Annotated in this window: 23 protein-coding genes; 9 read left to right on the forward strand and 14 right to left on the reverse strand. The window is 56.1% G+C overall.

Annotated features, from left to right (window positions below; translation table 11 throughout):
• Positions 1-94: 94 nt before the first annotated feature.
• Positions 95-1,009: a DNA-binding transcriptional activator PunR gene (punR, locus tag PGH32_RS06395; protein WP_337893521.1), complete on the forward strand. Its 915-nt coding sequence runs from the start codon at positions 95-97 to the stop codon at positions 1,007-1,009.
• 23 nt (positions 1,010-1,032) lie between these two features.
• On the opposite strand, the gene purR is transcribed toward punR, so the two are convergent.
• Positions 1,033-2,058: an HTH-type transcriptional repressor PurR gene (purR, locus tag PGH32_RS06400; RefSeq protein WP_314421800.1), complete on the reverse strand. Its 1,026-nt coding sequence runs from the start codon at positions 2,056-2,058 to the stop codon at positions 1,033-1,035.
• A gap of 294 nt (positions 2,059-2,352) precedes the next feature.
• Here purR and cydH point away from each other — a divergent pair, with 294 nt between their 5' ends.
• A complete protein-coding gene (gene cydH / locus PGH32_RS06405; protein ID WP_105594962.1) occupies positions 2,353-2,442 on the forward strand; it encodes a cytochrome bd-I oxidase subunit CydH in 90 nt (29 codons plus the stop codon).
• A gap of 57 nt (positions 2,443-2,499) precedes the next feature.
• Here the strand turns inward: cydH and PGH32_RS06410 are convergent, their stop codons facing one another.
• Positions 2,500-3,363 (reverse strand): C40 family peptidase, encoded by an 864-nt coding sequence (locus PGH32_RS06410; protein ID WP_337894270.1) that lies wholly within the window; start codon positions 3,361-3,363, stop codon positions 2,500-2,502.
• Between the two features lie 365 nt (positions 3,364-3,728).
• Here PGH32_RS06410 and PGH32_RS06415 point away from each other — a divergent pair, with 365 nt between their 5' ends.
• Positions 3,729-4,067: a Grx4 family monothiol glutaredoxin gene (locus PGH32_RS06415; protein WP_314421796.1), complete on the forward strand. Its 339-nt coding sequence runs from the start codon at positions 3,729-3,731 to the stop codon at positions 4,065-4,067.
• 95 nt (positions 4,068-4,162) lie between these two features.
• Here PGH32_RS06415 and rnt read toward each other — a convergent pair whose 3' ends face one another.
• The 6 genes from rnt to PGH32_RS06445 all read right to left on the reverse strand — a co-directional run bounded on the left by rnt (position 4,163) and on the right by PGH32_RS06445 (position 9,632).
• Positions 4,163-4,813, reverse strand: a complete 651-nt coding sequence (gene rnt / locus PGH32_RS06420) for a ribonuclease T (protein ID WP_314421790.1) — start codon at positions 4,811-4,813, stop codon at positions 4,163-4,165.
• Positions 4,814-4,917: 104 nt separating this feature from the next.
• A complete protein-coding gene (gene gloA / locus PGH32_RS06425; protein ID WP_314421788.1) occupies positions 4,918-5,325 on the reverse strand; it encodes a lactoylglutathione lyase in 408 nt (135 codons plus the stop codon).
• A gap of 143 nt (positions 5,326-5,468) precedes the next feature.
• Positions 5,469-6,569 (reverse strand): alkene reductase, encoded by a 1,101-nt coding sequence (locus tag PGH32_RS06430; protein ID WP_314421786.1) that lies wholly within the window; start codon positions 6,567-6,569, stop codon positions 5,469-5,471.
• A 44-nt stretch (positions 6,570-6,613) separates the two neighbouring features.
• Positions 6,614-7,204, reverse strand: coding sequence for a TetR/AcrR family transcriptional regulator (locus PGH32_RS06435; RefSeq protein WP_314421784.1), 591 nt, complete (start codon positions 7,202-7,204; stop codon positions 6,614-6,616).
• A gap of 78 nt (positions 7,205-7,282) precedes the next feature.
• Complete coding sequence (gene eptA, locus PGH32_RS06440) at positions 7,283-8,920, reverse strand: phosphoethanolamine transferase EptA (RefSeq protein ID WP_337893522.1); 1,638 nt, start codon at positions 8,918-8,920, stop codon at positions 7,283-7,285.
• Between the two features lie 67 nt (positions 8,921-8,987).
• The gene (locus PGH32_RS06445; protein ID WP_314421778.1) at positions 8,988-9,632 is read right to left on the reverse strand and encodes an NAD(P)-dependent oxidoreductase; all 645 of its coding nucleotides are present in this window, start codon (positions 9,630-9,632) and stop codon (positions 8,988-8,990) included.
• 104 nt (positions 9,633-9,736) lie between these two features.
• Between PGH32_RS06445 and PGH32_RS06450 the strand changes: the two genes are divergently transcribed.
• The 3 genes from PGH32_RS06450 to PGH32_RS06460 are packed head-to-tail and all read left to right on the forward strand — an operon-like array spanning position 9,737 to position 11,873.
• Positions 9,737-10,645, forward strand: coding sequence for a LysR substrate-binding domain-containing protein (locus tag PGH32_RS06450; protein ID WP_337893523.1), 909 nt, complete (start codon positions 9,737-9,739; stop codon positions 10,643-10,645).
• A gap of 47 nt (positions 10,646-10,692) precedes the next feature.
• Positions 10,693-10,932, forward strand: coding sequence for a DUF1289 domain-containing protein (locus PGH32_RS06455; protein ID WP_314421769.1), 240 nt, complete (start codon positions 10,693-10,695; stop codon positions 10,930-10,932).
• 44 nt (positions 10,933-10,976) lie between these two features.
• The gene (locus tag PGH32_RS06460) at positions 10,977-11,873 is read left to right on the forward strand and encodes an aldo/keto reductase (RefSeq protein WP_337893524.1); all 897 of its coding nucleotides are present in this window, start codon (positions 10,977-10,979) and stop codon (positions 11,871-11,873) included.
• A gap of 38 nt (positions 11,874-11,911) precedes the next feature.
• On the opposite strand, the gene PGH32_RS06465 is transcribed toward PGH32_RS06460, so the two are convergent.
• Genes PGH32_RS06465 through PGH32_RS06475 form a run of 3 tightly spaced genes read right to left on the reverse strand, consistent with a single transcriptional unit; the run spans position 11,912 to position 15,024 of the window.
• Positions 11,912-13,915, reverse strand: a complete 2,004-nt coding sequence (locus PGH32_RS06465; RefSeq protein ID WP_314421764.1) for an FUSC family protein — start codon at positions 13,913-13,915, stop codon at positions 11,912-11,914.
• A 7-nt stretch (positions 13,916-13,922) separates the two neighbouring features.
• Complete coding sequence (locus tag PGH32_RS06470; RefSeq protein WP_337893525.1) at positions 13,923-14,780, reverse strand: HlyD family secretion protein; 858 nt, start codon at positions 14,778-14,780, stop codon at positions 13,923-13,925.
• Positions 14,781-14,784: 4 nt separating this feature from the next.
• Positions 14,785-15,024: a DUF1656 domain-containing protein gene (locus PGH32_RS06475; protein WP_337894271.1), complete on the reverse strand. Its 240-nt coding sequence runs from the start codon at positions 15,022-15,024 to the stop codon at positions 14,785-14,787.
• A 151-nt stretch (positions 15,025-15,175) separates the two neighbouring features.
• Between PGH32_RS06475 and slyA the strand changes: the two genes are divergently transcribed.
• Positions 15,176-15,613, forward strand: coding sequence for a transcriptional regulator SlyA (gene slyA / locus PGH32_RS06480; protein WP_314421758.1), 438 nt, complete (start codon positions 15,176-15,178; stop codon positions 15,611-15,613).
• Positions 15,614-15,744: 131 nt separating this feature from the next.
• On the opposite strand, the gene PGH32_RS06485 is transcribed toward slyA, so the two are convergent.
• The 3 genes from PGH32_RS06485 to ycgZ all read right to left on the reverse strand — a co-directional run bounded on the left by PGH32_RS06485 (position 15,745) and on the right by ycgZ (position 16,670).
• Entirely contained in the window at positions 15,745-16,023 is a 279-nt protein-coding gene (locus PGH32_RS06485; protein WP_314421755.1) for a biofilm development regulator YmgB/AriR family protein, read from the reverse strand.
• 37 nt (positions 16,024-16,060) lie between these two features.
• Positions 16,061-16,363, reverse strand: coding sequence for a hypothetical protein (locus PGH32_RS06490; RefSeq protein WP_337893526.1), 303 nt, complete (start codon positions 16,361-16,363; stop codon positions 16,061-16,063).
• A gap of 67 nt (positions 16,364-16,430) precedes the next feature.
• Entirely contained in the window at positions 16,431-16,670 is a 240-nt protein-coding gene (ycgZ, locus tag PGH32_RS06495; RefSeq protein ID WP_314421749.1) for a regulatory protein YcgZ, read from the reverse strand.
• A gap of 318 nt (positions 16,671-16,988) precedes the next feature.
• Between ycgZ and PGH32_RS06500 the strand changes: the two genes are divergently transcribed.
• Both PGH32_RS06500 and PGH32_RS06505 read left to right on the forward strand, forming a co-directional pair.
• Entirely contained in the window at positions 16,989-18,209 is a 1,221-nt protein-coding gene (locus tag PGH32_RS06500) for a diguanylate phosphodiesterase (protein WP_337893527.1), read from the forward strand.
• Positions 18,210-18,462: 253 nt separating this feature from the next.
• On the forward strand, positions 18,463-19,194 hold the full coding sequence (locus PGH32_RS06505) for a MerR family transcriptional regulator (RefSeq protein ID WP_314421742.1): 732 nt from the start codon (positions 18,463-18,465) through the stop codon (positions 19,192-19,194).
• The last annotated feature ends 57 nt before the right edge of the window (positions 19,195-19,251 follow it).

Raw genomic sequence — 19,251 nt, forward strand, 5'->3', positions numbered from 1 at the left:
AGTTTTTTTTCGCTGGAAGTGTAAAGGGATGCAGTTGGGCTTGTGAAACGGTAATATTAGTCGGTTGCGTTGAAAATTTTTGCAGGCAAAAATTATGTGGTCAGAACATTCTCTGGAAGTGATTGAAGCGGTGGCCAGAACCGGCAGCTTTACCGCCGCGGCGGCTGAACTTCACCGGGTCCCCTCCGCCGTGAGCTATACGGTGCGCCAGCTGGAGCAGTGGCTGGCCGTCAGCCTGTTTGAGCGCCGCCACCGGGATGTGGTACTGACCGAGGCCGGGCGCGTATTCAGCGAGGAAGGGCGTTCTGTTATCAAAAAAATGCTTTCCACGCGCCGGCGCTGCCAGCAGGTGGCAAACGGCTGGCGTGGCCAGATTAATATTGCCGTCGATCGCATCGTCAGACCGCAGCGCACCCGCCAGCTTATCGTCGATTTCTATCGTCACTTTCCCGACATGGAACTGCATATATTCCCCGAGGTGTTTAACGGCGTATGGGATGCCCTGGCGGATGGGCGCGTGGATGTGGCGATCGGTGCCACCCAGGCGGTGCCGGTAGGGGGGCGTTTTGCCTTTCGAGATATGGGCAGCCTGAACTGGCGCTGTGTGGTGCAAAGCGGGCATACCTTGCTGGCACAGCCGGGGCCGCTCAGTGACGACCTGCTGCGCGAGTGGCCCTCCATGACGCTGGAAGACACCTCGCGATCGTTGCCAAAACGCACCACCTGGACGCTGGATAATCAACGACGGCTGGTGGTCCCGGACTGGGAAAGCGCCCTGGACTGTCTGCGTGCCGGGCTGTGCGTGGGGATGATCCCGGGGCACTTTGCGCAAACCTGGATCGCTCAGGGAGGGATCGCCGAACTGGCGCTGGCGAATCCGTTTCCGATCAGCCCCTGCTGCCTGAGCTGGTCGGAACAGAGCGCCTCACCCGCGCTGAGCTGGCTGCTGGAGTATCTTGGCGACAGCGAAACGCTGAATGCGGAATGGCTGTGTGAACCGTCCGCCTGAGCGAACGGCCGGGCCGGATGGGATCAGCGACGATAGTCGCGGAACGGACCGTCAGCGACGGAACGGCGTTCAATCAGTGAAGGATGAACTTCGATAGTCTGCGGCTCTTCACGCTTGCTGGTGATGCGGTCAAGCAGCATATCGAAGGCGGTTTCTCCCAGCCGCTCTTTCGGCTGGTGCACCGTGGTCAGCGCCGGGGTGAAATAGCGCGCGTTGCGCACGTTATCATAACCGATCACCGAAATATCCTGCGGAACGCGCAGGCCCATCTCATCGGCCGCGCAAATCGCGCCCATCGCCATCACGTCCCCACCGCAGAAAATAGCGGTAGGGCGCTGTTTCTGGCCGAGGATTTGCTGCATGGCCCGATAGCCGGATTCGGGTTCGAAGTCGCCCTGAACCAGCCACTCTTCGCGCAGGGTGATGCCGGCTTCGTTCAGTGCCTTAAGAAAACCGGCATGGCGTCCGCCGCCGGTATTGCGTTCCAGCTGACCCGGGATTGCGCCGATATCGCGATGTCCACGCTCAATCAGGTAGCGCCCGGCCAGATAGCCACCCTCAAAGGCGTTGTCCAGTACGGTATCGGTAAAGTCGCCGCGCGCTTCACCCCAGTCCATCACCACCATCGGGATATTGCGGTGGTCTTCCAGCATAGCGATCAGGGAATCCGGGTACTCAGAGCACATCACCAGCAGCCCGTCGACGCGCTTTTGCGCCATCATCGACAGGTAAGCCTGCTGCTTATTCAGGTCGTTATGGGCGTTTCCAAGGATCAGGGTATAGCCTTTGGCAAAGCAGCGGTTTTCCACGGCTTCAATGATTTCGGCAAAGTAGGGTGCTTCGCTGGATGTTGCCAGCAGGCCGATAGTTTTGGTGTGGTTAACCTTGAGGCTGCGTGCCACGGCGCTGGGGGAATAGTGCAATTCTTTAATTGCTGCCCATACCGCTTCACGAGTCTCTTCAGCTACAAAGCGCGTTTTATTAATTACGTGGGACACCGTAGTGGTCGAAACCCCGGCTCGCTTTGCCACATCCTTAATTGTTGCCATTAAACTTATACTCCTGGTGTTATCGTAACTATTTGATAACAGGTTGGTTAAACGTTTGCCTGGGTGCAGCCTTTTCCCGCCAGACCAAAATGGTTTGGGTGCTGCCGCAACGGGTCGGAAAGGGGAAAAAATCGTCCGTAGAGTGACTGCAGAGCTGGCAAAAACCGTTTCCGCTGCTGTTGCGCAACGGAAAAGAGGAATTCTAACAAGGCTGCGCAGAGAAAACGAGATTTTTACGGGTAACTGTGGGAAAATCTTTGTGCATACATTTTACAGGGTTATTAAGGAGAGACGATGAGTACCGATCTGAAATTCTCACTGCTGACCACGGTGGGTGCGCTTCTGATGATTATTGCATTTAGCTTCACGGCTATTCTGCACTAAAAAAATCGGGAGGAGCCAGGCTCCTCCCGATTTGCATCTGCATCCGGCGTTGCGCAATCAGCGAATGGTTTTGGGTGTCATCATCCGACGGGCACCAATGTAGTGCTCCTGCCAGTAATCATCGCCCAGCGCGCTCACCTGGATATCTTTGCCGGTTCTCGGCGACTGAATGAATTTCCCACCGCCAAGATACACACCAACGTGATCGGCAGTGCCGCGGCCGTTGATACGGAAGAACACCAGGTCACCTTTTTCAAGCTTGTCGCGCTTGATCGCAGCGGCATCGCGCAGGTGATACATTTCATTTGCCGTGCGCGGGATTTTGAATTTCACCAGATCTTTATAGGCATACCACACCAGCCCACTGCAGTCGAAACCCGTCTGCGGCGACGTGCCGCCCCACTGATAGGGCTTACCGAGCTGGCCCATCAGCTTGTTCATCGCGGTTTCACGCGCTTTCTGGTAGCGGGCGCGGTGCGCCTTACTCAGCTTAAGCGGGGATTCAGGCGACTCAACTTCATCACGCTCGATAGCGCGCAGCGGGCCTTTCCTGCCTTTTTTGGTCTGTAATGATGCCAGACGCTCGCGACCGTAGCGCTTTTTCTCCATTTTACCGATGCGCGTTGTTTTCACTTCGCGAGCGGCAGTGGCTTCCTGACTTTTTTTCAGCTTTGCCTTTTGGGACGCAGAGACTTTGGCTTGTTTAAGCGCGGGCGCTTTGGTTTTTTTAACGAGGGGTTCTTTAACTTTTTTGGTTGAGGCGGCTTTCACCGGGCGACGCTTGCGGCGCTCATCCTCACGTGCGGTGTTGTGGTCAACTTTGTGCTGATTAGCGTTAACGGGAGCATGAGGCGATGCATGCGCCAGATTAAAGAACAGCTGGGCGAAGGCCAGCATGCCAAGCGTGATGATTAAACGCAACGTTCCCATTAACAGTTAAACTCAGTGTAATGACTGCATGGCAATCGGAAAAGAATTCTGCAATTTGCAGGGGTTAGGGCAATTCTAATCTAACTTCTTAACAAAAGGTAAGGTGTTTTTTGTTTCAATAAGACAGATTAAGTAAATGATGAATTATTAAGCGCAATCAGCTGGTTAACTCAGCAGTAAAACGTGAACCGGCATCGAGAAACGCTGCAACGATGATAGGAAAATGTTATTTTGTTTTCATAATTTTGCAATTTGTTGCGCTCTGTTCATCGGGCCTGCAGAAAATGTCGTTTTCAACGGCCGGGCAGAATCGCTACAATAACTAAACACGAAGTATCGTACTGAGGAAGTCATTTATGAGTACTGTTGAGAAAATTCAGCGCCAGATCGCAGAAAACCCAATCCTGCTGTATATGAAAGGCTCACCTAAGCTGCCAAGCTGCGGATTCTCCGCACAGGCCGTACAGGCACTTTCTGCCTGTGGCGAACGCTTTGCCTACGTTGATATCCTGCTGAACCCGGATATCCGTGCAGAGATGCCCGCTTACGCTAACTGGCCAACCTTCCCACAGCTGTGGGTAGACGGTGAGCTGGTCGGCGGCTGCGACATCATTATCGAGATGTTCCAGCGCGGCGAGCTGCAGCAGCTGATCAAAGAGACCGCGCAGAAATACCCGGCACCGGCTGCGGAATAAGCGACTGCATAAAAAAAACCCTGCATCGCAGGGTTTTTTTTCGTCCGTCTTTCGTGCGGAGCGTGCTTAACGGCACGCCGTGGGCAGCAGCCGACTCAGGACTCCGCTTCCGGCACCGCCAGCGGCCAGCCGCCAAGGCGTTTCCAGCGGTTGACGAGCTCACAGAATAAATCCGCCGTCTGCGTCGTATCGTAAAGCGCGGAGTGCGCCTGGCTGCTGTCAAAGGGCATTCCGGCGGCGATACAGGCTTTGGCCAGCACGGTCTGACCAACGACCAGTCCGCTGAGGGCTGCCGTATCGAAGGTGACGAACGGGTGGAAAGGGTTGCGCTTCAGGCTGGCGCGTTCCGCCGCTGCATTCATAAAATTGAGGTCGAAAGTGGCATTATGCGCCACCATGATCGCCCGGCTGCAGCCGGTGTCCTTAATCCCTTTACGAACCAGCTTAAAAATAGCGTGCAGCGCTTCATATTCGCTGACGGCACCCCGCAGTGGGTTGCTGGGGTCGATGCCGTTAAAGGCCAGGGCTTCCGGCTGCAGAACTGAACCGACAAAAGGCTCTACGTGAAAATGCAGGGTTTCATCTTTCTCCAGCCAGCCATCTTCATTCATTTTTAAGGTGACGGCGGCGATTTCGAGCAGCGCGTTCGTTTTGGCATCAAATCCCGCAGTTTCCACATCGATCACTACCGGATAGAAACCGCGAAAGCGGCTGCTCAGCGTATTCAGTTCATTTAGTTCAGACATCAGCTTCTCATTGGCGCAAAAAGGCAGGGCGTATTATGGCAAACTTTGCTACGTGATGCAGCAGGCAGGTGAGAAGGAGGGAGCCGCAGCCCCCTCGGGGGAACTTAATTGCCCAGGCCGTGACCGGCGTGTTTATTCTCAATCAGTTCAATCTTGTAGCCATCCGGATCTTCAACGAAGGCGATAATGGTGGTGCCGCCTTTAACCGGGCCGGCCTCACGCGTGACGTTGCCGCCGTCGTTGCGAATGCGGTCGCAGGTTGCCGCGACGTCATCCACGCCCAGCGCGATATGGCCGTAGGCGTTACCGAGATCGTAGCTGTCCACGCCCCAGTTGTAGGTCAGTTCGATAACCGCACCGTCGCTCTCTTCGGTGTAGCCAACGAAGGCGAGGGTATATTTATACTCGGTATTTTCACTGGTGCGCAGCAGGCGCATGCCCAGCACTTTGGTGTAGAAATCAACGGAACGTTGCAGATCGCCAACGCGCAGCATGGTGTGAAGTAAACGCATAACATCCTCTTTTTTTTGGCGTCATCGGCGGATGACGTTAGAAAAACAGTATAGCGATAATCAGTACGACCGCGAGCGGCGCAACAATTATCGCTATTAAAACAGTCTATTATAACATGATTACGCCGCCAGATTTAGCGTAATTAACCTAATGCAGGATAATCCGTGTAGCCTTCCGCCCCGCCGCCGTAGAACGTTTCCGGGCGAGGTTCATTCAGCGGTGCACCGGCCTGCAGGCGCTCGACCAGGTCCGGGTTAGCGATGTAGCTACGGCCGAAGGCAACGGCATCGATCAGTCCGCGCTCAATCAGGTCTTCGGCTTTTTCTGCCGTGTAACCGCCGGCACCGACGATGACGCCGGGATACACCGCGCGGATCGCTTTGCGGAAGCTCTCGGTATAAGGCTTGCCGCCGGCCCAGTCGGGTTCAGAAATGTGCAGGTAGGCCAGATTACGTTTAGCCAGTTCGGCAAGGTAATACAGCGCCGCTTCTTCCTGATCTTCCCCGTTATCCAGCCCGTTGAACGGACCGAGCGGCGAAATGCGTATGCCGATGCGATCGGCGCTCCAGCCGTCAATCGCGGCATCAACCACTTCCAGTGCGAAACGGGTGCGATTTTCAATGCTGCCGCCGTACTGGTCGTCGCGCTGGTTAGAGGCCGGGGAAAGGAACTGGTGGATCAGATAACCGTGAGCGGAGTGCAGTTCAACCAGATCGAAATCGGCTTCGCGTGCGTTAATCACCGCCTGACGGAAGTCGGCAACGATACCGGCCACTTCATCGGTGGTCAGCGCGCGCGGAGTGGAGGTCGCTTCACGCAGCGGTTTACCCTCAGCATCGCGCAGGGAGGTGCGGGTCTCGGCATTAATCGCGGAGGCGGAAACGGGTGCTGCGCCGGCCGGCTGCAGGCTGGCGTGGGAAATTCGCCCGGTGTGCCACAGCTGAACCGCACTGTGGCCGCCTTCCTGATGAATGCCTGCGTTAATCGCCTTCCACGCGGAAATCTGCTGCGGGCTGTGCAGCCCCGGCGCTCCGGCATAGCCTTTGGCCTGGAAGCTGATCTGGGTGGCTTCCGTGATAATCAGGCCGGATGAGGCGCGCTGGCGGTAGTATTCCCCCATTAACGGCGTAGGGATATCGCCAGGCTCAATGCTGCGCAGGCGGGTCAGTGGGGCCATAAAAATGCGGTTTGGCACGGTGATCGCGCCGGTTTTCATTGGGGTAAACAGTTTGTTCAAAGCCATAACTCACTCCTGGTAGACCGGTCGACTAGTAATAAAGTTTTTTTTTACAACGCCTGAAGAATACGCGTCATTTCCTGTACGGCAGTCCGTAACGGCGCACTGTCACGACGAATTTTGCACTGCAGACTGGCGCCCAGCCACAGCATATAAAGCGTTTCGGCAGCGGCAGGGGCGGAAACAGCAGGGGAGAGCGTTTGCTGCTGCTGCGCCTTTTCCAGCGCGGAAGTCAGTACGCTGATTAAGGCTGCCGAGCCCGCGGCTAACGCGTTGCGCATCTCTTCGGAGAGATCGCACACCTCAGCGGAAAGCTTTACGGACAGGCAGCCGGCAAACTGATGTTCCTGCCACCAGCTGCACGACTGCTGATAATATTCCAGTACGCGCTGGCGTGCATCACCCTGATGTTCCGCAAGGAAGGTGCTCAGGTTCTGCACGTATCGGGCAAAATAGCGCTCCAGCATCGCCACGCCAAAGGCTTCTTTGGAGGGGAAATAATAGTAAAACGACCCTTTTGGCACTTCCGCCTTTTTCAACAGCTCGATCAGTCCCGTGCCGTTAAAGCCGCTCTGCACGCAGAGCTGTTCGCCGGTATTGAGGATATGTTCGCGGGTATCGAAACGGGTCGTCTTATTCATCGCAGCAGCGTACCCGACCGAACGGTCGATTTCAACCCTCGCTCACTGGTGGGGCACAATCCGCCTGGCGCATTTTCCTCAGCCATTTTTGCGGCAGCCCTGGAGCATATCCAGATTCTGCTGGTATTCCCGCGTCTGTACATTGAGCATGCCAAGCAGCGTGTGGAAGACATTATCCTGTGAAACCGGCTGGCTCTGTGCCTGCTGCTGCAGACAGGCTGCATCAATTCCCCGGGCGTTTTCATAACCCGGCGACAGCCACAGCAGGAACGGAATATGCGTTTGCTGTTCGGGCGCGAACAGGTACGGCGTGCCGTGCAGATACATTCCGCGTTCGCCCAGCGATTCACCGTGATCGGAGAGATAGACCATCGCGACGTTAAATTTACTGCTGTAGCTTTTCAGCAGGGTGATGGTGCTGTCGAGCATGGAGTCGGTATATAAAATGCTGTTGTCATAGGTGTTGATCAGCGCCTGACGATCGCAGTCCTGGATCTGGTTGCTGTCGCAGGTCGGCGTGAACTGGCGCATTTCAGCCGGATAGCGCAGGTAATAGGCCGGGCCGTGGCTGCCCATCTGATGCAGAACAATGACCGAATCATCCTTAACGCCGTCAATATAGTTGTTCAGGCGGTGCAGCAGCACATCATCAAGGCAGAAGTCGCTTTTACACAACGCACTTACCTGCCATTGGGTCATGTCGGTATGCGGTACACGATCGCAGGCCCCCTTACAGCCGCCGTCGTTTTCGCGCCACAGCACGTTAACTCCGGCATGGGCCATAATGTCCAGCAACCCTTCCTGATGGCGTGCCAGTCCGGCATCGTACTGCGTGCGGGGCATATTGGAGAACATGCAGGGAACGGAAATCGCCGTTTCGGTTCCACACGAGGTGGCGTTCTTATAATAGATGACGTTATCGCGCTTCAGCTTTGGATTCGTCTCTCGGGGGTAGCCGCCCAGGGAGAAATTCTCGGCGCGGGCCGTTTCCCCCAGCACGAATACCACCAGCGTCTTTTTCTTTTCCGCGCCGATGACCGGGCCTTTACGGGCATCCAGGCCGATTTTCACCAGTTGCTGACTGCCGGCAAACCAGCGATCGTGCGTGTAGTGACCGATACCGCTGGCCACGTTAGCCGGGGTAATCATCTTCACCAGCCCTTTATTGTTGCGCACCATCGACGCGTAGTCTTTATAGAACAGCGCGGCCATCATCACAATCACCAGGACTGCCGCCAGCGAACTGACCGAGCGCCAGATAAGGGAGGCCCACCACGGGCGTGACGATGCAATCTTTACCCGCCAGATCGCGGCGACGGGCAGCAGGCCGAGCAGCGCCAGCCAGATGAGATAACGCGTGCTGAACAGCGAGGTGGCTTCCTGAATGTCGGTTTCGAAGACATTCTGGATCATGTTGGTGTCAATCACCGTGCCGAAGCTGTACATAAAGTAGTTGGCGGCGGCGCTGAGCAGGATCAGTACCGTCAGCAGCGGCTTGCGCAGCCAGGGCAGGGCCAGCAGGTTAAAAATCAGCAAAAAGGCGCAAAACAGCACCACTGGAATTGATGCGGCAAAAAAATAGTCCTGCACGCCAACATAAGGAAAGGTCTGCCACGCCCGCAGCAGAAAAACGCCGTTAAGGGCAAAAGTAAACAGCAGCGCAGCGCAAAGATTAAAGGTGATATCGTTACAACGTAACTTTAAAAAAGGTTTCATGGTATTCCAGTAACAGTGTCATCTGTCAGCAGAATAGCGATGAAACCTTAGATGAACCTTAAATGCGCTACCAGGCGGCGGTAAACTGCTGACGAATATGCTGCGGGTTTTCAATTTCATCGACGATCGCCACGGCCAGGTCGGCAACGCTGATGGAAGCCGGATGCTCGCCGTTCATCAGCAGCGAGGTGGTGCCAAGGCGGAAGGTGCCGGTACGCGGCCCCGGTTCCAGCATGGCCGCCGGTGAAAGATAGGTCCAGTCCAGCGCCTGTTCCTCTGCCTGCAGGCGGTTGCGCAGCGCACGCGCACCCAGCGCGCCCGGTTTGATACTGGCCGGGAAAGCCTCGGTGTCAACCAGCTCAACGCCCGGAGCCACTTCCAGACTGCCCGCACCGCCCACCACCAGCAGGCGTTTTACACCGCTGGCTTTCACCGCCTGCAGGATCAGATCGCTACCGCGGGTGAATTTCTCATACAGGTCGCTTTCCCCCCAGCCCGGGTTGTAGGCGCTGATAACCGCATCCTGGCCTTTCAGCACGCTGCTCAGCCACGCCACGTCGAGAACATCACCCTGAGCAGGAGTGAGGCCGGGTTGGGCAGCCAGTTTATCCGCTGAACGTGATACGGCCACAACCTGATGACCGCGAGACAGGGCTTCCTTAACAATCTCAGGGCCGACAAAGCCGGTTGCGCCAATGATGGTGATTTTCATGCTGTGGATCCTTATTAACGGGTGTGGATTGCACTTTACAGCTTAACAGTACGGCTGATAAGTGGCATATTTTCGCTTTCATAATGAAGCAAGGCTTACGAATAGTGGAAAAACTGAACAGAATGGCGGTGTTTGCCATCGTGGTCAGCGAAGGGTCACTGGCGGGGGCGGCGCGCCGTCTGGGCATGTCGGCCTCGGCGGTAAGCCAGCATCTGCGGGCACTGGAACAGGCGGTCGGCGTGCCGCTGCTGTACCGTTCAACGCGTAAACTGACGCTGACCGATGCCGGAGCCGCGTTCTATCCCGGGTGTGAGGCAATGCTGAGCCACGCCCGTGAAGCTGAACGGCGGCTGGCCGAGATGCGCGACACGCTTACCGGTGAACTGCGCATCAGTGCGACCGTGGGCATCGGGGGGCAGCCGCTGTGCAGCGCGATGTCGCCGCTGCTGCTGCAACATCCCGGGCTACGGCTGCGAATCATCGCCACCGATAACGTGCTGGATATGATTGAGCATCGGATTGATATTGCTCTGCGCTTCAGCCGGCAGCTCGGCGATGCCAGCATGATTGCCCATCCGCTGGTGGAATGGCCGATGGTGATTTGTGCCGCACCGGCCTATCTGACCCGTCACGGCGTGCCGGAAACGCCGCAGCAGCTGGCGGGCCATCGCTGGATCCAGGGGCATGTTTATCAACGGGTGATTGAACTGCATCATCCGCGCGAGGAAACGCAAATTCTGCGGCTGGGCGAGGGGCAGGTACAAAGCGACAGCATGCTGGTGATCCGCGAATTCACTCTGGCAGGTATGGGGCTGTCGCTGCAGCCGCTGAATGAAATTCGCGCCGAGCTGAACAGCGGCCAGCTGATGGTGCTGTTACCGGAATGGCGGGCGCCGTCGCTGAAGCTGACCGCCCTGACCCTGGAACGGGTGCTGCCTGAAAAAAGTCGCCAGGCGCTCCAGGCGCTTCGCGATTATTTTTCCAAAATTCCACTGAGCGGGCTTGTACAGTAACCGTCGACGCACTTCAATAGAGAAAATACGATCCAGCAGGAGACGGTGTGGCAGAACAGTTAGAGTTTTTCCCGGTACCCAGCCCCTGTCGCGGGATCTGTCAGGCCGATGCGCGCGGCTACTGCCGTGGCTGCCTGCGCAGCCGCGAGGAGCGGTTCAACTGGAACAGCTTCAGCGATGCACAAAAACGCGACGTCCTGCGTCTGTGCCGCCAGCGCTTTCTGCGACAGCAGAGAGGCCAGCCTGTCCCCGCTGCCGACGAGCCGGATCAGCCCACCCTGTTTTAAGCCGGGCCGCCCGAGCCGGTTCACACAACGTTATGGAGAGAGTCATGTTGCAACCCGTGCAGATTGCCCCGCAGGGCCCCGTATTTTCGCCGCTGGTGATGGGTTACTGGCGGCTGATGGAGTGGCAGATGTCGCCACAGCAGCTGAACACCTTTATAGAACAGCATCTGGAGCTGGGGATTACCACCGTCGATCATGCGGATATCTATGGCGGCTATCAGTGCGAGGCGGCATTTGGTGAGGCGCTGCGGCTACAGCCGTCGCTGCGCGGACGCCTGCAGCTGGTGACCAAGTGCGGCATTGCCACCACCGCAAAAGCGGAACACGCGCTGGGCCACTACCGGACCGACGCGCAGCATATCCGCCAGAGCGCGGAAAATTCCCTGCGCTATTTTCACACCGACCACCTCGATCTGCTGCTGATCCATCGCCCGGACCCGTTGATGGACGCCGACGAGGTAGCCGGGGCGTTTTTGCAGCTGCATCAGAGCGGTAAGGTGAAGCACTTCGGCGTGTCCAACTTTACCCCTGCACAGTATTCGCTGTTACAGTCGCGCCTGCCGTTTACCCTGGCCACTAATCAGGTCGAGATTTCGCCAATCCAACAGGATCTGCTGCTGGACGGAACGCTGGATCAGTGCCAGCAGATCCGCATCAGGCCGATGGCCTGGTCATGCCTCGGTCGCGGGGAAATTTTCACCCGCCCGGAACACCAGGCACTGCGTGAGGAGCTGGAGCGGGTTCGTGAGGAAACGGGCGCTGATAATATTGAGCAGGTGATTTATGCCTGGATTATGGCGCTGCCTTCGCGACCGCTGCCGATTATCGGCAGCGGAAAGATTGAGCGGGTTCGCAGCGCCGCCGCGTCGACTGGCTTCTCACTGAACCGCCAGCAGTGGTTCCGCATTCGTAAAGCCGCGCTGGGATACGACGTACCTTAAGGAAACCGGCTCCGGCGCGCCAGCCGGAGCCGGGGCGGTTATGCGGTCGTTTCGCGCGGCTGCAGCTGCGAAAGCGAGCAGAGCAGGCGCCAGACGATGCCCGCCAGCTCAATTTCCTGCGGATCGCCGCTTTTGAGCAGTAAATCGATGCGCTGCTGCAGCGTGACCAGCGTATCGGCCAGCGAAACGGGATGGATCCCGCGTTCGCTGATAATGTTTCGCAGGTCGTGCAGTACCGCATCCCGCAATGCCGCCAGGGTGGCCGAGGACGTTTTCCACTCGCGCAGCTGCCAGGCAATCTGTGAACAGTTCAGCAGCACCATCCCCCAGCGTAGCAGCCAGAGTCGGGCATTTTCATCCCGGCTGGCGTTAAGCTGGTTGATGCGGTGATAAATCTGCGACTCGAAGCTGCTTTCGCTCAGGCGCGGCCTGCGGCTGAGCTGGTCGAGAAACTCCCGACGCAGGGCGCGAATATGGCGACGGCTGCGGCGCTTGTCCGAACTGGGGCGCAGAATGCTGAACGCGATCCACACCAGGGTGACGCCGCTCACCTTGGCCAGATTATCGTTAATAAAACTCTGATAGTTATAAACGGGGGGATTCGTCACCGACAGGAACGATCCCATAAACACGATCAGCATCCCCCACAGTGCCGCATACTTTTTCTGCTGAAGTTTAAACAGCTGCATGGTCAGCAGCAGCGGAAACAGAACGATCAGGAACTGCCACAGTACGGTGATCTGCACCATCACGCCGAACATCATCACAAAGCTGAATACGGAGAGCAGGCCCAGGGTTTTTAACATCAGCAGCGTGCTGGCGGTGGGGGAAGGCGACGAGGAGTAAAGCACGCAGCCGATCGCCGCCAGGGTGATGCCCGCCGCACCGGAATCCCACTGGGTGGCAATCCAGTAGCTGCAGCCCAGCACGATAACGCTGAACGTACGGATGGCGCTCCAGCCCGCTTCTGCACCATCTGCCTGGCGGGCCAGGGCAGGGACCTTCGGAGGGGTAAGCCGGGTGTCGCCGTCCGCGCGTTCGAACTGGCGGATCCAGCGCGAGTTATTCAGGTACAGCCAGCAAAAATAGCGCAGATGCTTCCAGTAAGCGTGATGCTGATAGTCGCTGACATCGCGGGGGGCCGCGCTTTGCAGGATCTGCGCCAGGCGGTACTTATCACAGTTTTTCTGCGCCAGTTCAGCAAGCAGCTGCTGCGTGGCGTGGAAGAGGATCTCCGGCGGCTCCTGCCAGTTAAGCAGCATTCGCCGCAGGCTGGAAATGACGCTGGTCAGCCGCAGCTGCTGGTGGAGAACGTAGTTCAGCACGTTATTCTGGCGGCGGAAGCGATAGTGGCTCCAGAAAGCCTGAATGCGCAGCAGGTTCATCGTCAGGATCTGACCGATCACGTTTTCATGCGCGTGCCGCATGTTATCCGTGGTTTCCCGCTGTAGCAGCAGGGTGGCGTGCTCCAGAAGCTTAACGTGCATCTGTTTAAGCGAGTTAATCAGCGTGTCGCCGTCCGACGTGCTGGGCAGCACCATCATCATCAGCGCACCGCACAAAATGCCGGAGATCACCTCACAGACGCGTGCCTGGGCAATGGTCCACAGCTCGCTGGAATCGGTGACGTTAACGCAGGTAAAGGCGATAATCGCCGCCGTATAGCCCGACAGGGCAAAGGCATAGGCGACGTTGTTCTGATAGTGATTGGAAACCCAGGTACAGAAAGCCAGCCACGCGGCGATGGTCACCGTAAAAAGCCAGGGTTCGTTCAGGGTATGGCCGGTAATTAGTAGCGCTGCCCCGGCACCAATCATACTGCCGACAATACGGCCCAGGCTTTTGCTGATGACGCCACCCACCGTGGGGAAGCTGACGACCGCCGCCGAGGTCATCGCCCAGTAGGGCTGATCGAGCTGTAGTCCGTAGGCAATGCTTAATGCCAGACACATCGCAATTGAATTACGTAACGCATAGCGCCACTGCGCTCCCGTGGCTTTGATCCACGGCAGATGCTGCCACTCCAGCCAGCTCAGATTCATTTCAACCTCAGAACTGGAGTGAAATCGTCACGGTGGTACCGGCCACCAGCGGCAGATCCGCCGGCGGATCCGTCAGCCGGATGCGAACCGGCACGCGCTGAGCCAGCCTGACCCAGGGAACGTTAGGCTTGATATCGGGCGTCAGGCCGCTGTCGGTTTCAACGCTCTGATCGTAGATCGCCCGGCCAAAGCTCTCGACCACGCCGCTAAGCTCGCGGTCGTCGCTGTAAAGCCGCAGTCTGGCCCTGGCGCCTGGCCGGATATGGCGCAGCTTGGTTTCTTCAAAATATCCCATCACGTAAAACGAGTGGCTGTCGACCAGGGCAAACAGGGGTGAGCCGCTGGTGGCGTAGTCGCCCTCACGCGTGACCAGATTATTAATCCAGCCGTCGACAGGGGCATAAACCACGGTCTGCGACAGTTCCCAGCGGGCATCATCGAGCTGGGACTGCGCCGCTTTCTCGCTGGCTTCCATAGATTTAACCGCCAGGCTGGCTTCATCCAGATCTTCCGCGGAGATAACGTTGCGGGGCAGGTTCTGGCGGCGGCGTGCCTCGTGCTGCGCCTTTATCAGCTCGGACTGGGCCTTAGCCAGCTGTGATTCAGCCGTACTGACGGCGATGCGATAGGGCGCGTCGTCGAGTTTAAATAATTTCGCGCCTTGATGAACGAACTGATTGTCTTTCACCGAGAGTTGCGTAATGCGTCCCGATACCTGTGGGGTCACGTTGACCAGCTCCGCGCGAACCTTGCCATCGCGGGTCCAGGGGGACTGCATGTAGTAGTTCCATAACCACCACGCCGCACACAGGGCCGCAGCAAAGACGATTAGCGTTGAAAAATACTTAAGCGAATTCAGTTTCATTACGTTATCCAGAAATCATCAACCATAACCACAGCGAGGCGCTGACGCAGAGTATAAAAATCGACAGGTCCAGCAGCGTTGGGTGCCAGATTTCACCGGAATACATCCAGTCACGGAGCAAGGGATGGAGCATTAACCACAGGAAAAAACCGCACAGGACGGCCTTGAACAGGGGAGGAAAGTAGAGAGAGGCGCCCAAAACCAGGTCGGTGAAAGGGGCCGCTATGGGGGAGGTTGTCGTCATCACATTGTAAATCCTTCTCGTCGTCGGCCCGGTGGCGACTAAAAATCTGATACAAGCGCTTTATGGAGCGATTTGTATTTTGTCCTGGAAACTCGCAGAATAGTCTAAAATGAGGCTTGATAGCTAGCAAGCTAATTATAAGGAGTGGAAATTGGATACCCCATTGGGAACCGACCTTGCAAGACTGGTGCGCATCTGGCGCGCATTAATCGATCAAAGACTGAAACCGCTGGAGCTGACGCAGACGCACTGGGTGACGCTGCACAATATTCATCAGCTGCCCCCTGAGCAGTCGCAGATCCAGCTGGCAAAAGCCATCGGCATTGAACAGCCGTCGCTGGTGCGCACGCTGGATCAGCTGGAAGAGAAGGGGCTGATCGTTCGCAGCACCTGCGCTAACGACCGGCGCGCCAAACGCATCCGCCTGACGGAGGAAGCCGAGCCGATTATTAATCAGGTTGAAGACGTGATTGACGCCACGCGGGACGATATTCTGGCCGGTATTTCACCGGATGAAATCAAGAAGCTGGTAACGCTGATTGCCCGGCTGGAAAAAAATATCGTGGAACTCCAGCGCAAAGATGACTGAAACGCGGGCTGCGTGGCAGAGGGATAGCACTGTCTGGCGGCTTTTTATCAGTGAGTTGTCGTGAATGTCAGTGAGAGTGGCATGAGCATCGCCGCGTTGCAATGCTCATTGGCCCGTTACCCTACAGCGGTTCAAATATCATCAACCGTATGATCCAGAACGATTTCCAGAGTCTTACGGACGACGTCACCGGTGACCACGCTGTCGGTGTATTCAAGAACGTCTATGAGCCGCGCAATAATCGCCTTATTGGTCAGGTGCTGGTTGGACGCAAGAATGCTGCGGATGACCTGCCCAAGCAGTGCCGATTCCTCTGCCAGCGCTTCGCCTGAGGTACGGAAATACTCAGAGAGGCTGCTACCCGGAATACCCTGAAAACTCTCTGTGTTTTTTCTTGCTGTCTGGTTCATTGTTCTCACCGTAGAGGTTATAAATCGCCGTAATCAGTTAGTGTTTCCTGGGAATGACGGAAACAGTATTCTCACCAAAAATGGGGTACACATTGTCCGAATTTTGTTCCGCACTTTGATACATTCCGTTGCCCTTGAAAAACGAGGGCCCGTCACTGCTCAACTCGGCAACCAGACCGGCAATAAATGCACGACGTTCGCTGTCCACCTCGTGACTGGCCATCTGCTGCAGTTGACGCGTCAGCGACTGCTTATTGATCGGGCCTTTTTTCTGCAGAAGCGTAAAAGCAGCTTCTCCAATCAGTTGCTCGGTCAGTCTTTCGTGTTCAATTTTATTCATAACAACATTTCTTATCGCCGCGAAACAGGACAATTTCAGGCGGCACTAAGCCTTCGTTACTGGAGTTTCAGTTCTCGAAAAGCAAACCAATTAGCGTCTGATAATGATTTTCTTCTTTAGCATCGGCGGCGTTTTCAAGACGGCCAAGTAATTTGGTGCAAATCGCTTTGCGATTCAGGCTGCGCCCGTCGGTCAGTATTTCAACCACGATCTGCCCAAGGGTCGCCTGCTGTTCAAACTGGTCTGCTTTATTGAAATAGCGGGTAATGGCATTTGCTGTATCCGGCATGTATCGGTTCTGCTGCATCTGTCACTCCTCTGATTTACAAAATAATTCAAGATGCAATAAAGTTATACGAATACTTTAAACTTGTACATAGAAAATTGTACAAAAAATTGCTGCATTTCCAGAAACCTTCTATTATTCTGTTTTTTAAGGAAATTAACGGCACCTTCAAACTGAATTCCCTGCGAACTGTACAGGTTACTTTCGGCACCCTTGCCGAAGTTGAACAGTCAGAAAATCCAGTGAGGAGTCGTGCTCTATTACTCACTGGACTTAACAAGACGGGTTGTCGGTCATCTGCTAATCTGACTTTCCCTTTATCGATCTGCTGGAATTTTCATGCTCACTACCCTTATTTATCGCAGCCATATTTGTGAGCCTTTCCCGACCGAGGCACTCAAGGAAATGGTTGCCGCTGCAAATGCAAAAAATGGCCAGGCTGCCGTCACGGGTATTCTGCTTTTCAACGGGATCCACTTCTTCCAGCTACTCGAAGGCCCGCAGGAAAGCGTGTTTGAGATTTACAACCACATCTGTGCAGACAAACGCCACTACAACGTGGTTGAACTGCTTTGTGATTTCGCGCCAAACCGGCGGTTCGGCAAAGCGGGAATGGAACTCTTTGACTTACGCGATTATGAGAAAGAAGACGTTCTCCAGCGCATACTGAATCAGGGAACGTCGAAATATCAGCTGCTTTACGATGACCGCGCGCTGCACTTTTTCCGCACGTTCGTTGAAGCGACGGAAAAAGAAAACTACTTTGAAATCCCGCGTCCGGATTCCTGGGCCTTCATTCCTGAAGGGGATGGCGTTACGCTTGAGGCGCTCCCGGCGGGCATCGCAGCGAACTGCAGCTTTGCTTTTCAGCCAATAGTCGATCCGCTCGCGCAGGAGATTGTCTCGCTGGAGGCCTTAATACGCACCCCTTGCGGCGATACCGCGCAGGTATTTTTCAGCGGGCTTGAAGATGACGCGCTGTACGAGGCCGATCTGAGAAGTAAGCAGGTTGCCTTCCGTCTTGCCGGTGAGTTAAACGTGGCGGCGCAGACGCTGTCCGTCAACCTGCTGCCTATGACGCTGGTCAGAATGCCCAATGCGGTCGATTTCCTGCTGGCCGAGATCGCCGCCAGCGGGCTGATCCCTGAACAGGTCATCGTTGAGTTTACCGAGAATGAGGTTATCTCCCGCCTCGACGACTTTACGAATGCGGTCAGGCAGCTGAAAGCGGCCGGCATCCGCGTGGCGATCGACCATTTTGGCGGTGGGTTTGCAGGCCTGTCACTGCTGGCGAGATTCCAGCCGGAACGAATCAAAATCAACCGTGAACTGATCCGTGACGTGCACAAAAGCGGCCCCCGACAGGCCATCGTTCGGGCGATCATCCAGTGCTGTACCTCGCTTGAGATTCGGGTTTCAGCCGTCGGCGTTGAGCAGCCCGAAGAGTGGATGTGGCTGGAATCCGCCGGGGTCTCACACTTCCAGGGCCACCTGTTTGCGGCGCCGGCTTTCCAGGGTATCCCGGCTATCGCCTGGCCTGAAATGCTGACCGAGATGTAATTCCAGTCCGTTTGCCGAAATCCTGTACAGCGCTGACGATAAAATCAGCGCTGTCTGATTTTCGCCCCCGTTCAAATCGTTACAACCCTCAATATTTTCACTACTATCCGTAGGTTACACTTTTGACACCCCGGTACAGGTTTCCCCGCCAGGCAGACGCATCGTAGCCAAAACTGAGATAAATGTCAGAACGTTGTACAGCTTTAATGTGTATACTTGCACCATGATGTATCGGCTGGGGATGAGGAAGTGAATGGCCTTTTACAGTATTGGTGATGTCGCGGAACGTTGCGGAATAAATCCGGTGACGCTGCGTGCGTGGCAGCGGCGCTACGAGTTGTTGAAACCCAAGCGCACCGAAGGCGGGCATCGCCAGTTTGATGAAGACGATATCCAGCGTATCGAAGAGATTAAGCGCTGGATCGAAAGCGGTGTTTCCGTCGGCAAGGTGAAAGCGCTTTTAGAAGAGAGCGAAATCAATCTGCAGGAGGGGGCGGCATCGCGGCAGGAAGAGATGATGACCATCCTACGCCAGGCCAGGCCGGTTAAACTGCGCGCCCTGATCGGCGAAGTGGGGCGTAAACATCCCGTTGACGTGGCAATCGATCAGATTATCCTTCCCGTTCGCCAGCGGCTGGCACTTGACCTGATGACCGCCCACTCCATGAACAGCCTGTTTGATGGCGCACTGATCGACTACGCCAGCGCATGCCTTGCGGCCGCGCGGAAAAAGCCGGGCAGAGAGACGTTATTATTAAGCTGGGCTAACGACGACCGAACGCAGCTGTGGCTTGAAGCCTGGCGGCTTTCACAGCGGAGCTGGCATGTTGATGTGCTCTCCGAACCCCTCGAATCGCCGCGGCCTGAGCTTTTTCCGGGCCAGCACATTTTTGTCTGGACGGGGCATCCGCTGACGCCGCTTCAAAAGGAGCAGATGACGCACTGGCAGGCGCAGGGATATGACGTTGCGTTTCACGCAGGATAAAAAAATACCGGCCACCTGAGGTGACCGGCATCAGTATCAAACCCGGAAAGAAAGGGC

The organism is Erwinia sp. SLM-02 (assembly GCF_037450285.1).
Lineage (GTDB): Bacteria > Pseudomonadota > Gammaproteobacteria > Enterobacterales > Enterobacteriaceae > Erwinia.